At 64.0% G+C, this 13,361-nt stretch carries 11 protein-coding genes; 4 read left to right on the top strand and 7 right to left on the bottom strand.

The annotated features are described in order from the left end of the window. Window positions 1-185: 185 nt before the first annotated feature. Both fdhF and Har1129_RS18635 read right to left on the bottom strand, forming a co-directional pair. Window positions 186-3,497 carry a formate dehydrogenase subunit alpha gene (fdhF, locus tag Har1129_RS18640; RefSeq protein ID WP_151102333.1) on the bottom strand — a complete coding sequence of 1,104 codons (3,312 nt, stop codon included), beginning with the start codon at window positions 3,495-3,497 and terminating at the stop codon, window positions 186-188. Further along, window positions 3,494-5,017, bottom strand: a complete 1,524-nt coding sequence (locus Har1129_RS18635) for an NADH-ubiquinone oxidoreductase-F iron-sulfur binding region domain-containing protein (protein WP_151102332.1) — start codon at window positions 5,015-5,017, stop codon at window positions 3,494-3,496. Before Har1129_RS18635 ends, fdhF begins: the two co-directional genes overlap by 4 nt. Before the next feature lie 179 nt (window positions 5,018-5,196). Here Har1129_RS18635 and Har1129_RS18630 point away from each other — a divergent pair, with 179 nt between their 5' ends. Next, the gene (locus Har1129_RS18630) at window positions 5,197-5,466 is read left to right on the top strand and encodes a hypothetical protein (RefSeq protein ID WP_151102331.1); all 270 of its coding nucleotides are present in this window, start codon (window positions 5,197-5,199) and stop codon (window positions 5,464-5,466) included. A gap of 21 nt (window positions 5,467-5,487) precedes the next feature. Here Har1129_RS18630 and Har1129_RS18625 read toward each other — a convergent pair whose 3' ends face one another. After that, window positions 5,488-5,868 (bottom strand): Rid family detoxifying hydrolase, encoded by a 381-nt coding sequence (locus Har1129_RS18625; protein ID WP_151102330.1) that lies wholly within the window; start codon window positions 5,866-5,868, stop codon window positions 5,488-5,490. Between the two features lie 90 nt (window positions 5,869-5,958). Beyond that, entirely contained in the window at window positions 5,959-6,369 is a 411-nt protein-coding gene (locus Har1129_RS18620; protein ID WP_151102329.1) for an EamA family transporter, read from the bottom strand. 172 nt (window positions 6,370-6,541) lie between these two features. Here Har1129_RS18620 and Har1129_RS18615 point away from each other — a divergent pair, with 172 nt between their 5' ends. Together Har1129_RS18615 and Har1129_RS18610 are read left to right on the top strand one after the other, a co-directional pair. Continuing rightward, window positions 6,542-7,789 (top strand): NAD-binding protein, encoded by a 1,248-nt coding sequence (locus tag Har1129_RS18615; RefSeq protein ID WP_151102328.1) that lies wholly within the window; start codon window positions 6,542-6,544, stop codon window positions 7,787-7,789. Between the two features lie 98 nt (window positions 7,790-7,887). After that, window positions 7,888-9,744 carry a BCCT family transporter gene (locus tag Har1129_RS18610; protein ID WP_151102327.1) on the top strand — a complete coding sequence of 619 codons (1,857 nt, stop codon included), beginning with the start codon at window positions 7,888-7,890 and terminating at the stop codon, window positions 9,742-9,744. Window positions 9,745-9,764: 20 nt separating this feature from the next. On the opposite strand, the gene Har1129_RS18605 is transcribed toward Har1129_RS18610, so the two are convergent. Together Har1129_RS18605 and pabB are read right to left on the bottom strand one after the other, a co-directional pair. Further along, entirely contained in the window at window positions 9,765-10,337 is a 573-nt protein-coding gene (locus Har1129_RS18605) for an aminodeoxychorismate/anthranilate synthase component II (RefSeq protein ID WP_151102326.1), read from the bottom strand. Further along, window positions 10,334-11,845, bottom strand: a complete 1,512-nt coding sequence (pabB, locus tag Har1129_RS18600) for an aminodeoxychorismate synthase, component I (RefSeq protein ID WP_151102325.1) — start codon at window positions 11,843-11,845, stop codon at window positions 10,334-10,336. The genes Har1129_RS18605 and pabB overlap by 4 nt, the downstream gene beginning before the upstream one ends. A gap of 316 nt (window positions 11,846-12,161) precedes the next feature. Between pabB and Har1129_RS18595 the strand changes: the two genes are divergently transcribed. Beyond that, entirely contained in the window at window positions 12,162-13,055 is an 894-nt protein-coding gene (locus Har1129_RS18595) for a bifunctional methylenetetrahydrofolate dehydrogenase/methenyltetrahydrofolate cyclohydrolase (protein WP_151102324.1), read from the top strand. A gap of 42 nt (window positions 13,056-13,097) precedes the next feature. On the opposite strand, the gene Har1129_RS18590 is transcribed toward Har1129_RS18595, so the two are convergent. Next, window positions 13,098-13,298, bottom strand: coding sequence for a hypothetical protein (locus Har1129_RS18590; RefSeq protein WP_151102323.1), 201 nt, complete (start codon window positions 13,296-13,298; stop codon window positions 13,098-13,100). Window positions 13,299-13,361: the final 63 nt, after the last annotated feature.

Below are 13,361 nucleotides of genomic sequence, written 5' to 3'. Positions count from 1 at the left end.
TATCTATTTCCGCCATCTCGAATTCATTTACGCACAAGGTGGGCACACAGTTCACTGACAGTAAATCGAAATGCAGAATCGTCTGCTCATATATCTCTATTTAGTTACATCGCGGAGGTATTAGGAGGTACCTTTGGTTCGAACCGAATCGGAACGCGGAATCATGGCCAACTATCCGGGCCAACTCAGTCGTCGCCAGCGCCTCGCTTCCGGATCTGTTTCCCACCAGCGTCGGGCGTCCGCAGTACTGTCTCGTCCGTTTCCGGGCCCAGCACTTCCACGCGGACGCTCGACACTTTGTACTCGGGGATGCCGGCGGTCGGGTCGAACGTTTCGCCGGTGAGTTTGTTGACCGCACCGGCGGCGAAGTGCATCGGAATGAACAGCGTCCCCGGGCCGACCCGGTCCGTGACCTGTGCCTTGACGACGATGTCGCCCCGTCGGGACTCGACCCGAACGTACTCCTCATCGGCGATGCCGAGCTTCTCGGCCGTCTCGGGATGCACCTCGACGAAGCTCTCGCCGACGTGGCTCATCAGCCCCTCGACGCGGCGGGTAATCTGGCCCGTGTGCCAGTGATACAGCACGCGCCCGGACGTGAGCGTCAGCGGGTACTCTTCGTCCGGAATCTCGCCGGGGTGGCCGCCGTCGGCGGGGACGAAGCGGGCCTTTCCGTCCTCGAAATTGAAATTCCCGTCCTCGTAGTCGTACAGGTACGGCGTGCCCTCGTGGTCCTCGTCCCAGCAAGGCCACTGCAGGCCGTGCTGGTCACCGGATTCGAGGCGGTCGTACGTGACGCCGCCGTAGATGGGCGCAAGGGAATTGATCTCGTCCATGACCTCCCGCGGGTGATCGTAGTCCCAGTCGTAGCCCAGCCGCCGGGCCAGCGCTTGCGTTATCTCCCAGTCTTGGCGGGCCTCGCCCGGCGGCTCCGACGTGGGCCGGACCCGCTGAATGCGCCGCTCGGTGTTCGTGAAAGTACCGTGTTTCTCCGGCGACGTGGCAGCGGGCAGCACCACGTCGGCGTAGTCTGCCGTCTCGGTCATGAAGATGTCCTGCACTACGAGGAACTCCATGTCTGCCAGCGCCTCGGCAGCGTGCTGGATGTCGGGCTCGGAGAGCGCCGGGTTCTCGCCGACGACGTACATCCCGCGGAGGTTCCCCGCGTGGGCCTCGGCGAGCATCTCCGGCACTTTGAGGCCGGGCTCTTCGGGGGGCCGCTCGCCCCAGGCGTCCGCGAACTTCTCACCGACCTCGTCGTCTGCCGGGTTCTGATAGCCCGGGAGACTTCCGGGCAGGGTTCCCATGTCGCCACCGCCGCCTTGGACGTTGTTCTGGCCGCGGAACGGCGACAGGCCGGCGCCGGGCTTGCCGACTTGACCCAAGACGAGTGCGAGGTCGGCCATCGCGATGAGGTTCTCCGTCCCGTGGCTCTGCTGGGTCATTCCCATCGCCCAGCCGAACACGACGCTGTCGGCTTCGGCGAGGGTCTCGGCCGCCGAAGCGAGGTCATCCGGCGACACGCCCGCCAGCTCCTCGACCTTCTCGGGCGTGAACGCTTGGACTTTCTCTCTGACTTCCTCGAAGTTCTTCGTGTTGCGATCGATGAAGTCCTCGTCGTGGAGGTCGTTTTCGATGATGTACCGAATCAAGCCGTTGAGCCAAGCCACGTCGTAGCCGGGGTTGGTCCGGGTGTACTGGTCGGCGTGCTCGGCGATGCCGATTTTCCGCGGGTCGAACACGACGAGGTCGGCTCCCTCGCGGACGTTCTGCTTGATGCGCGTGGCGAGCACCGGATGCGATTCCGTGGTGTTGGAACCGCTGATGAGGTAGGCGTCGGCTTCCCCGATGTCCTCGTTGATGCGGTTGGTCATCGCGCCGTAGCCGAGCGTCTGCTGGAGCGCTGCGACGGTCGAGGAGTGACAGAGCCGGGCGCAGTTGTCGATGTTCTTCGTCCCCAGCACCTGCCGGGCGAACTTCTGGACGAGGTAAGCCTCCTCGTTGCTCCCTTTCGAGGAGGCGAGACAGCCCAGCGCGTCGATGCCGTGCTCGTCCTGAATCTCGGTGAAGCGTTCGGCCACGTAGTCGAGTGCCTCGTCCCAGCTTGTGGGTTCGAGTTCCCCGTCGTCGTTGCGGACCATCGGTTCGGTGACCCGCTGTTTGCTGTTGGCGAACTCGTGGCCGAACTTCCCTTTCACGCAGGTCGAGAAGTTGTTCGCGGGCGCGTCGTCGGGGTCCTCAACTGGGACGACGCCGAGCGAGTCGCCGTCTTTGCCCCACATCTCGAACCGGCAGCCGACAGCACAGAACCCGCAGGTGGTCTCTTCCGTGTCGATTTTCGAGAGGCGGTAGTCGCTGACCTTGTCGGCGATGTCGAACAGTCGACCCTCTGGCATTGTGTTCGCCGCGATGCTCTCGGCGGTGTGTTCGCCGGCGAGGAACGCCTTCTTACCGTAGTCCTTGGCGATGTCGCCGGCCCGGCGTTTCGCCGCTGACGCGAACTTGGCGAGGCCTTTCTTCCCTTTCGCCGCTCTCGGGTCGCCGGGTTCGAACCCGCGGTTCGGGGCGGTGGTGTCGTCGATAGTTTCGGCGTCCTCGTGTTCGATGACCTTCCCGATGGAGTTTCGCTGAGTGAAGCCCGGCAGTGGAAGCGTCGCTTGGCCGCCGATTCCCTTCTCGGTGAGCGAGCCAGTCGGACACACCGTCGCGCAGTGGCCACAGGAGACACACTCCGAGTCGTGCATCGTCTCGGCGTCGGACTGGAAGCCGATACGGGTGTCCTCGCCGTGGCCTTCGATGCGAAGGACGCCCTCGACTTGCACGTCGTTGCAGGCGTCCACACAGCGGTTACAGAGGATACACTTGTTGCGGTCAATCTGGATGAACGAGGAGGTGTCGTCGATGGGTTCGTACTGGTCGCGCTCGTCGAAGACACCGTAGCGGGGATGGTCGACGCCCTCGCTGATGGCGGCGTCCTGCAGTTCACAGCGGCCGTTGCCGTTGCAGGTGGTACACCGGAGGTTGTGGTTCGACAGCACGAGGTCGAGGTTGACACTGCGGGCTTCTTCGGCGTCGGGAGTGTCCGTTGAAACGGTGAGACCGTCTTCAGCAGGGAACGAACACGACGGGACGAGACCGTGTTGCTCGGTCTCGACCATGCAGGTGCGACACTCGCTTCGCGGGCCGACCTCGTCGCTGCAGTCCCCGTCGCGGTCGTAGTAACACAGTGCCGGCACGTCGGCGTCGTCTTCGACGCCCTCCGCGCCGGGGTCGACGCTGACGATGTCGTCGTCGAGGTCCTGTAAGGCGTCGATGATGGTCGAGCCCGGGTCGACAGTGACTGGCTCGCCGTCGACGGTGAGTGATGTCGGTTCGTCCGCGTCGGTCCCCACGTCGGGGTCGTTGGCGGTTCCGGTCTCGAACTCGCGGGTGACGGGTGTCTCAGGCTGTGGGTCGTGTAGGTCGGGAACTCGTGGAATCGACTTGTCTGTGCTCATAGTTTCTCCGTGCAGGTGCCGCTGGGACAGTGGCCGTCTGTGTGGGCGCGGAACTCGGGTTCGAACTCGTCGATGGCGGTGGTCACCGGCCGCGGCGCGTGCGCGCCGATCTGGCAGTTGCTCGACTGGCGCATCACACGGCCGAGTTCGCGTATCTTGTCGCTTTCGAACGAGCCGTCATATATCTCGCGCAGCAGTTCGGCGAGCTGCTTCGTTCCCTCGCGACCGGGGACACAGCGGCCGCTGTTCTCCATCGACGCGAACCGGGCCCGTTTGCCGACCGTCTCGACGGCACAGCGGTCGGTGTCGAACAGTTCGACGACGCCGTCGGTTCCGAGACCGGCAGCCCGAAGCGACTGGGCGGTCGGCGCGACGTCGAGGCTCCGAGTGATGCCGCCGAGGACGCCGCCGACACAGGCCATTTTGAACGAACCGTCCATCTCGACTCCCTCGCTGGCCGCCGAGAGGCTGGCGCTTGACCCGAGTTCGACTGTCGCCCGGTCGGCAACGTCGCCGGCGACAGTGACGATTCGGGTTCCGGGGTCCGCGGCGTCGGCGTCGACACTATCGGGCTCGGCGATGGCCCGCTGGACCTGCGCGAACGTCCGCGGGGTATGGATGACTGTCGGGCGGCCGTAGAGGCCGTGCTTGGCCGGCGAGGGCGGCTGGAGCCGCGGTTCGATGCGGTCGGCCCCTTCCAACGCTTCGAGTGCCGCCGTCGGTTCGCCGGCGCGGAACTCGTCCGGGCCGGCCACCAGTTGTGGAACGACGGGCAGGGTGTCGGCGGCTGCGTCGATTGCCTCCCGGAGGTCCGCCTGCAAGGCCGTCTCCGACTCGTTGACGTAGACGACGGCGTCCTCGGCGTCCACGTACTCGGCCACCGCCGCGATGCCGTCCAGAACTGCCATCGGTGCCCCGGACAGCAGCGTTTCGTCGCCCGTCGGGAGACCACTGGCGTTGTTGGCGTTACAGACGACTACCGGGTCGCCGTCGGTCGAGCTGGCCGTTTCCCACGCATCAGCGACCGGTTTGTCAGCGGCAGCGTCCCCGCGGCCGCGCCCCAGCAGCTCGGCCCCCGCAGTGACATCGGCAGTCGGCTCGGTTGAGACGAACGACCAGTCGGCTGGTTCCAGCGGCGCGATCCAGCCACAGGGGCCCAGCACGTCGCGACGGCCGACCGAGAGCGGGCCGTGTTCCGGGACGGGAATGGACGCCGTTTCCGGGTCGTGCTCGACGACGGTGTCCGCGTCGGCTGTCGGTACTGTTCCGTCTTCTAACTCCGTGACCGCTTCGCGGACGGTCGACGGTGACGGGTCACCGTAGAAGGCTGTCCGTCCGCCACTCGTGACCATCACCAGCGGCGTGGCCGCTGTGATGCCTGTCGGTCCCGTCCGGACGACCGGCACCGAACCCGCCGCTGTCCGCGCCGCGGAGCGGACCCGGTCCCCGCGCTGTGACTGCCCGTCCGTTGACACCCGGACGACGGTCGGATGAGCGAGGGCCGTGGTTTCCTGTGTCATACTCTGTGCGTCGTGCTGAACGACTAAAAACCCCTGCCGAGCGGTCCGTGATAGCCACCGGTTGCACCGGTATCCACGAATCCCACAACATATCACCTGCTTATGCACTGATTGGACAGTGCTGGTCGATTCGGTCCGTCGAAACAATGAGGCAGCAGGCCGTTGCCCGAACCGAAACCATGAACCCACGATTCGAGGAGGTCAAGACGGAGGCGTCGGCCGCAGTGACCGAGGACGATCTGCGCTCGGTGTACACCGGTCTCATCCACGAAGACGGCCGCCACGAGTACTACTTCGGCAATGACACCGAGGAGGCGGCCGAACTTCGTGAGGCGGCGGCGATACAGCTCGGAATGCTGCTTCGCGTCCTCGCGGACCGCTCGGACAGCAGCGTCGACGAACTGACGACCCTCGCCGCGGAGCGGGCCGAGCAGATGGAACTGCGATAAGGACAGAACCGAACGCGCTCGTTATTCAGTGGTCGCGATGGCTTCGATTTCGACCGCTGCACCTTTCGGGACCGCACCCACGCCGACGGCACTCCGTGCCGGTGGTTCCGACTCGAAGAATTCGCTGTACGCCTCGTTGAACGCGTCGAAGTCGTCGATATCGTCGAGGTAGACGGTCGTCTTGAGCACGTGGTCCAGCGAGAGGCCTTCCGACTCCAGAATCGCCTCGACGTTACGGAGACACTGTCGCGTCTGGTCGGCGACTGGCTCGTCGTCGAGCAGTTCGCCGTCTGTCGTCAGCGGGAGCTGTCCGGCAGTAATGAGGAGGTCCCCGTTTGTGGTTGCCTGACTGTACGCGCCGACCGCGGCCGGGGCCTCGTCGGTACTGATTACACGCTTCATATCCGGCCGTACCTGCCCCCATCTGATAAACCCCTGCCGTGACAGGTCACGCTCGCACAACATTCTCGAACGCTTACCAGTTGTGTCCGGTCACTGGTTGATGATGACAATCGCTATCAGCGCCAGACCGATGCCGGCGGCTTTCGTCAGCGTCATCGACTCTCCGAACGCGATGACGCCGATGACCGCGGCAGTGATGAAGTACATCCCACCGATAGTGGACACAATCGACGTGGGCCCCACAGTCACGCCGACGAATGTTGAGACCACGCCGACGGCCGCTGCGACACCCGCCGCACCCGCGAACACCAATCCTCGGTTCGTGACGACGAACGATGCGTCCGAGGCGACGACGTATATCCCAGTTGCGACAGTTGCGGTCGCGTACGACACGAACGCCGCTGTTTCGGGGTCCATCGTACTTGACGCGATGTTTCCGAGCGCTATCCAGAATCCCCAAGCGATCATCGTCCCGAGTCCGAACAGCACGGCGGCGTTCATCTGCTCGGCCCCCGCATGTGCCGGCTCCAGTCAATAGTGTCCGCCCCGGCCGAAAAGCGACATCTAATCGTGTGCAGTCGACCCATCGAAACGGTTGTAAGCGACCGACCCTCTTGAGTCCGGTGTCCGCTTGTCGGGTGTTTTTTATATCGACTCCGACAACAGTATGCTAATGGCTAACGCCCCTGAGGGTTCGTCAGAGCAGACCCTAGAAGACGTGTTCTATCCGGCCGACAGGATTCCGTTCGTCGAGTGGGACGAGTTCTCCGGCGCGAAACCGACGGTGATCCTGACTGGTGTCGTCACGCTCCTCGCGTTCGTGACCGGGCTTTCGAACCTCAGTCACGCGTCGCTTGCTCTCGATGGCCCCCTGACTGCAGTCGTCGATCTCCCCGTAGCTTTTGTTCGGTTCGGCGGGGTGTTTTTCGCCTTCATACTGGGCATCGTGACGGTCGGGCTCCAGCGGCGGAAACGGCTCTCTTGGCGTGTTGCGACCGTCGTCCTGTTGGGCCTGATACTGCTGCCGCTTGCCACGTTCCAGCCCACTGACATCCCGTTGTTGCTGATGACGCTGGTCACGTACCCGTTGCTGGTCCGAAACCGCCACCGGTTCGACCAGTCTCTTGACCTCTCGCCGATTCAGATCGCGTCGCTGTCGGCGATTTTCGGGGTCGTACTCTACGGGACCGTCGGTGCCTACGGGCTGCGTGGCCAGTTCCTCGAACTCGACAGTTGGGGCGACGCCGTGTACTACGTCGTCGTCACCATCGCGACGGTCGGGTACGGCGACATCACCCCAGTGACCGCGGAGGCCCGGTGGTTCTCGCTCTCTATCATCCTGTTCGGGACCGGTGCGTTCACTGTTGCCGTGGGCGCGCTCATCGGGCCGGCTATCGAATCCAGAATGGCGACAGCCTTCGGAGTCATGACCGCATCAGAACTCACACTTCTCGAGGACCACATCGTAGTCCTCGGGTACGGCGACGTTACGGCATCGCTGCTTGAGGAACTCGACGACGAGACGGAGGTCGTCGTCGTCACGCCCGACGAGGACACGGTCGCGTCGCTGCAGGGCGAGGGCGTGAATCTGCTCACCGGCGACCCCACCGACGAGGACGTCCTCAGGGACGCACGCGTCGGGACCGCGCGCGGCGTCGTGGTTGGAAGCAACGACGATGCACGCGACGTACTAGCCGTCATTGCGACGAAAAACGTCAATCCGGACATCCGAACAGTTGCGGCGGCGACTGCCGAGAAACACGTCGAAAAGTTCCGCGCGGTCGGGGCTGACGAAGTTATCAATCCCCGCTCTATCGGCGGTCGGCTCCTCGGTCGGTCGGTGCTGGATCGCGGGTCAAGCGAACCAGTACTGGACGACATCGCCGCGGACGACGGGGGGAGCGGAGACGCCCGCGACTGAACGCCCAAGCCCACAAGCGGCGGTATCGGCCGCTCTGACAGCGGTTCCAACCGTACTGTGGGATAGTAATATATGTATCCGATCCTGAATATCGGGGTATGGCACCCTCGGACGCCAGTGGCCTTGCGGAGACCATCGGTCGGCTACTGGTGCCACTCTGTGCCGCGTCCGGGGCGCTCGTGCTTGCGGGCTTTTTCTTTCCGACGCTCGTCGGCGAGGCCGTCACCGGCCCGGCGTGGCTGACCGTTGCCCTCGTGTTTTTCAGTTCGGGGCTGTGTTACATCGCACTGTTGCCCTACTCCGAGGACAGCACCGCGCCGGCCGCGGCCGATGTTCTGCTCCGCGTTCGTCGGACCGATGTCCGGCGGGCCGTCCGGGAGTTCCTCACGCAGCACGAGTCGGCTGTCCTCGCGTTCCCGGTGCTCGTGTTCGCCGCGTTCTTCGGGCTCCAGATCGCGTTCCCAACACGGACGACAAGCGCTGTAGACGCCGCGGCGGCCACGGTGTTGACTGCTGGTGGTCCGTTGTTTCTCGCCGCCGTCTTTCTCTCGGTCTGTTACTGCCTGTTCCTGCTGGTGGGTCCTTGGGGCGACATCAAGCTGGGCGGTCCGGACACGGAGCCCAGCTACACCTACCCGACGTACTTTACGCTCGTGTTTACCGCCGGCATCGCGGCCGGGCTGGTGTTCTGGGGGCCGACGGAGGCCCTGTTTCACTACGACCAGCCGCCGCCCTACGTCGGCGCAACCGCTCAATCGCCGGCAGCTATCAACGGCGCACTGGTGTACACACTCTTTCACTGGGGCGTCTCGGCTTGGAGCGCGTACGCCGTCATCGGCGTCCCGATAGCGTACTTCGCATTCACGCGGGACGCGCCGCTCCGGGTCTCGACGGTACTGGCACCGGTACTCGGCGTTGACGGACTGGATTCGGTGTGGACCACACTCGTCGACACGCTGGCCGTCTTCGCCACTATCGGAGGCATTGCCACCTCGGTCGCACTCGTCAGTGAACAGTTCCTCGCCGGTATCAATTACCAGTGGGACGTGGCAACCGGCGACATCGGACCAGTCCTGTTTGTCGGCGGCCTGACGCTGATATTCGTTGTCTCCAGCGCGACAGGGATTCACCGCGGTATCCGCCGCATCGCCGGCCTCAACGTCGTCCTGTTCGGCCTGTTCGCGCTCCTCGTCGTCGCGGTCGGCCCCCGGTCGTTTATCCTCCAGCGGGGGACGCAGGCACTCGGAACATACGTCTTGGAGTTCGTGCCGTTGAGCCTCTACACGGGCGGGCAATGGGTGGCAGAGTGGACCGTCTGGAACTGGTCGTGGTGGTTCTCTTGGGCTCCCTTCGCGGGGCTGTTCGTCGCCGCGCTCTCCCGTGGCCGGCGTGTCAGGACGGTGATATTCACGAGCGTCGTCGCAACCTCGACGGCGACGATGGTCTGGTTCCTGCTGCTCGGTGGGACGTCGCTGTTCGTCCAGCAGACGGGACAGGCAGACGTCCTCGCCGCCATCGCACAACGCGGCGGGTCGGAGGCCGTCGCCGGATTCCCGCTGTTCGCGTCGTTACCGCTGGGACAGCTCCTGATGTTCCTGTTTCTCGCGCTCATCATCGTGTTCATGGCCACTTCGGCGGACACCTCGACGCTCGTTGTCTCGGTGCTGGCGACGCGGCGGGGGGTAGCGCCATCGGCGACGCATATCGGCTTCTGGGGCGTCTTTCAGGGTGCAGTCGCCGTTTCAGTGTTACTGCTCGGGGGTGCCGAGACGCTTCAGGCTCTGGCTGTCCTGACCGGTGGCCCGTTCGCCGTGATATCGCTCGTGGCGGTCGGTGGGCTGACAGTGACTTGGTACCGGGACGAACAGGGCCACACGTCTCTCCTCAGGCGTGCCGTCAGGAAACTGCCGGACATCCAGACACATCATGATGTCGACCCGCCAGAAAAGAAGTAGGTCGCGCCATCCCGAGAATGTCAGGCCCCAGCAATCGCGGTACAGAAGTTCTCGATGAGTTGTTTCCCGGCGTCGGTGAGGATACTCTCCGGGTGGAACTGGACGCCGATGTGTGGTTTTTCGGCGTGCTGGACGCCCATCACGATGCCCTGCTCGTCGTTCGTGTGGGCTGTTTCATCAAGCGCGTCCGGGAGCTCTGTGGCCTCGACAGCTAGCGAGTGATACCGACCGACCTCGAACGGGTCGTCGACCCCGTCGTACAGCCTTGTTCCGTCGTGACGGATTTCAGAGGGTTTCCCATGGACCACGTCTGGTGCATGGCCGACAGGGGTTCCGTGGGCAGCACAGAGCGCCTGATGGCCCAAGCAAACGCCAAGCGCCGGGTACGCTGTCTCGGCGAAGACGTCGATTGACACGCCGGCCTCCGCCGGCGTCCCGGGGCCCGGCGAGACGATGATACCGTCCGGGTCGAGGTCGCGGATGCCGGCCACGTCGATAGCGTCATTTCGGCGGACGGTACCGTCATCGAACTCCCCGACGTACTGGACCAGATTGTAGGCGAAGGAGTCGTAGTTGTCGATGATGAGTATCATCGCATCCCCTCCATCTGCTCGGTCCCGGATTCGACCGCAAACGACCCCTGTTCGCCGAGCGCCTCATCGACGGCGGTGACGAGCGCCCGGGCCTTGTCCAGCGTCTCTTGATACTCCGCTTCCGGGACGGAGTCGTGGACGATGCCGCTCCCGACGCGGAGGCGGTACTCGCCGTCGTAGTGAACCAGCGTCCTGATGGTGATGTTCAGCGTTGCTCGCTCGTCGAAACCGAACACCCCGATACTGCCGGTGTAGGGGCCCCGCCGCGTCGTCTCCACCTCGTCGATAATCTCCATCGTCCGCGGTTTCGGCGCGCCGGTGATAGTTCCGCCGGGGAACACCGCAGCGACCGCATCAGCGATGCTCACGTCGTCGCGCAGTTCTCCCTCGATGAGAGAGACAAGGTGCATCACTTCGGAATACCGGTCGACGCGGCGGTACTCGGCGACGTCGACGGTCCCGTACTCGCTGACTTTGCCGAGGTCGTTGCGTTCGAGGTCGACCAACATCGCGTGCTCGGCCCGCTCCTTCTCGTCGTCACAGAGGTCTGCCTCCAGTTCCTCGTCCTCGGCCGGCGTCGCGCCTCGGGGGCGCGTCCCGGCAATCGGCTCTGTGAGCAACTGGTCGCCATCTACGTCAAGTAACAGCTCCGGGCTGGCACTGACGAGGTCGACGCCGGGAAACTCAAGCAGGGCCGAGTACGGGGCGGGGTTCACCCTGCGGACAGCGTCGAAGGTGTCGACCGGGTGGACGGCCGCCGGAGCGGTGAGGCGGTGTGAGACGTTCGTCTGGAACGTGTCGCCGTCCCTGACGTACTGTTTTATCTGTCGGACGCGGTCGGCGAAGGCCGCCTCGCCGCACTCGCTCTCGAACGTTGCCTGACTTGCAGCCGTCGGCTGGGGCTGGACGTGTGTCTCCCCGCGGATGGCGTTCTGTGCCAGTTCGCGGGCCATCTCACAGCCGCGCTCGTACACCGCCTCGGGCGACCCGTCGACGACTGGACATGCCGTCACGTGCAGTTCGACCGGCCCGTCGTGTGGCTCCTCCCACGCGGCGACACAGTCGAACACGCCCAGTTGGAGCCGCGGGAGGCCATCCGAAACAGTCGTCTCCGGGATGTCTTCGAGCTCCCGCGCCACGTCGTACGACAGCCAGCCGAACGCGCCACACGGGTATGGAACCGTACAGTCACCGCGTTCCAGTTGCTCACCTTCGAGTAGCTCGTCGATGGTTTCGATGCTCGGACTCCCGCCGTCCTGTGCGGGCGCCGCCCCCGAAGGGACCTCGACCTGTTCGACCGGGTCGACGCCGAAGTACCCCCAGCCGGACTGCCCACCGGTCGTCTCAAGGTAGAATCCATCTGTGTTTCCATCCCGAGCGCGGCGATACGCCTCGAACGGATCAGGGACTGTGACGCGCGCTTCGACCGGTACACGAGCGCCGTCCGCTGCAGTCCTCGCGGTTTCGATGAACGATTCTTCGTCGGTGCTGAACCGAATCTCAGTCATAGTGCAGTTGCTCCCGGACGAGAGGCCAACGCCTCTCGGTGTGGTTGCGTAGACCAAGCATGGGTCTGGACAAAAACCTTCGGTCCCCCGAACCTCTGCCGGAAATACTGTCGACTTGTCGACCGCTTGTGGTTGCTCACTGGACGAATAGCCGATGTCACTTCAAAGGCTTGGCTATTCCCCATTACCCACTAAGCTCTCTGGGTTTGAGGCGGGTATCGAACGCTTGACTGGCCCGACAGCAGACCGACCAGCAGGAAGTCCCGCTCTGGACGCCTGCCCGGGGGTTTCCGGGCCGACAGCGAACTCAGCAATAATGACTACAATAATCGACGGTAACGAAATCGGCGACCAGATCAAAGAGGGCGTCGCAGCGTGTACGGATACACTCGTTAGCGAGGGCATCACACCGGGGCTGGCGACAGTCCTGATGAGCGACGACGGCGCGAGTGAAACATACGTCTCGATGAAACAACAGGCCTGTGAGGAGATCGGTATCGAGGGGTTCCATCACGAGATCAGCGCGGACGAACCGGCCGAGACGCTGTTTACGACCATCGACGAACTGAACGCGGATCCGGCCGTCCACGGAATCCTCGTGCAGATGCCGGTCCCCGACCACGTGACCAAGCGCGACGTATTGGAGCGCATCGACCCGATGAAAGACGTCGACGGGTTCCATCCCGAGAACGTCGGTCGACTCGTCGCGGGGAACGCGCGATACAAGCCCTGCACGCCTCACGGAATCCAGAAGATCCTCGCCGAGACTGGTATCGAGACGGAGGGGAAAGACGCCGTCGTCGTCGGCCGGTCGGACATCGTCGGCAAACCGATGGCGAATCTACTCATCCAGTACGGGCCGGGCGGGAACGCGACGACGACCGTGTGTCACTCCCGAACTGAGGATCTCGCCGCAAAGACCCGCGACGCGGACATCGTGATCGCCGCCGCTGGGGTTCCAGAAGTGATAGACGGATCGATGCTTTCAGAGGGTACGACAGTCATCGATGTCGGTATCAACCGGGTCGACGCTGACACGGACAAAGGGTACAAACTCGTCGGGGACGTGGACTTCGAGAGTGCGAAGACGAAGGCGGACGCCATCACGCCGGTTCCGGGCGGCGTCGGCCCGCTCACCATCGCGATGCTGATGTACAACACTGTGAGAGCGGCCAGCCTGCAGTCCGGCGTCGGTATTACACTTCCGTAGGCTGGGGCTGCTGCCCGTTCGCAGGGCTACCTGCGCGCGTTGCTAGACGGCTTCGACTTCACCACATTCCGGGCAAGTAATCAGGAGCTCACCCGCTGAGCCCTGTCCCCCTTCTATGACGTTGTGTCCGCTGGCACACTGTTCGTGCATGTACACCTCGTGGCTGTCGTGCTCACGCAGCCAGATGTGACCCTCTTCAGGTGCGGAGACAATGCCGTGACAGAAGTAGCACTCGCCGTTCATACAGACTCGGTGACAGGCCAGTGTCAAATAGCTACCTTTCAGTGTGCGGTTCTGCCCGTTTCC

It is taken from the genome of Haloarcula sp. CBA1129, from assembly GCF_008729015.1.
Classification (GTDB): Archaea; Halobacteriota; Halobacteria; order Halobacteriales; family Haloarculaceae; genus Haloarcula.
This window is presented reverse-complemented; position numbering and strand designations above follow the sequence as displayed.

Bases quoted from the DNA above. Each gene is read 5' to 3' on its own strand.
- fdhF (WP_151102333.1), bottom strand. From the start codon at position 3,497: ATGAGCACAGACAAGTCGATTCCACGAGTTCCCGACCTACACGACCCA.
- Har1129_RS18635 (WP_151102332.1), bottom strand. From the start codon at position 5,017: ATGACACAGGAAACCACGGCCCTCGCTCATCCGACCGTCGTCCGGGTG.
- Har1129_RS18630 (WP_151102331.1), top strand. From the start codon at position 5,197: ATGAACCCACGATTCGAGGAGGTCAAGACGGAGGCGTCGGCCGCAGTG.
- Har1129_RS18625 (WP_151102330.1), bottom strand. From the start codon at position 5,868: ATGAAGCGTGTAATCAGTACCGACGAGGCCCCGGCCGCGGTCGGCGCG.
- Har1129_RS18620 (WP_151102329.1), bottom strand. From the start codon at position 6,369: ATGAACGCCGCCGTGCTGTTCGGACTCGGGACGATGATCGCTTGGGGA.
- Har1129_RS18615 (WP_151102328.1), top strand. From the start codon at position 6,542: ATGGCTAACGCCCCTGAGGGTTCGTCAGAGCAGACCCTAGAAGACGTG.
- Har1129_RS18610 (WP_151102327.1), top strand. From the start codon at position 7,888: ATGGCACCCTCGGACGCCAGTGGCCTTGCGGAGACCATCGGTCGGCTA.
- Har1129_RS18605 (WP_151102326.1), bottom strand. From the start codon at position 10,337: ATGATACTCATCATCGACAACTACGACTCCTTCGCCTACAATCTGGTC.
- pabB (WP_151102325.1), bottom strand. From the start codon at position 11,845: ATGACTGAGATTCGGTTCAGCACCGACGAAGAATCGTTCATCGAAACC.
- Har1129_RS18595 (WP_151102324.1), top strand. From the start codon at position 12,162: ATGACTACAATAATCGACGGTAACGAAATCGGCGACCAGATCAAAGAG.
- Har1129_RS18590 (WP_151102323.1), bottom strand. From the start codon at position 13,298: ATGAACGGCGAGTGCTACTTCTGTCACGGCATTGTCTCCGCACCTGAA.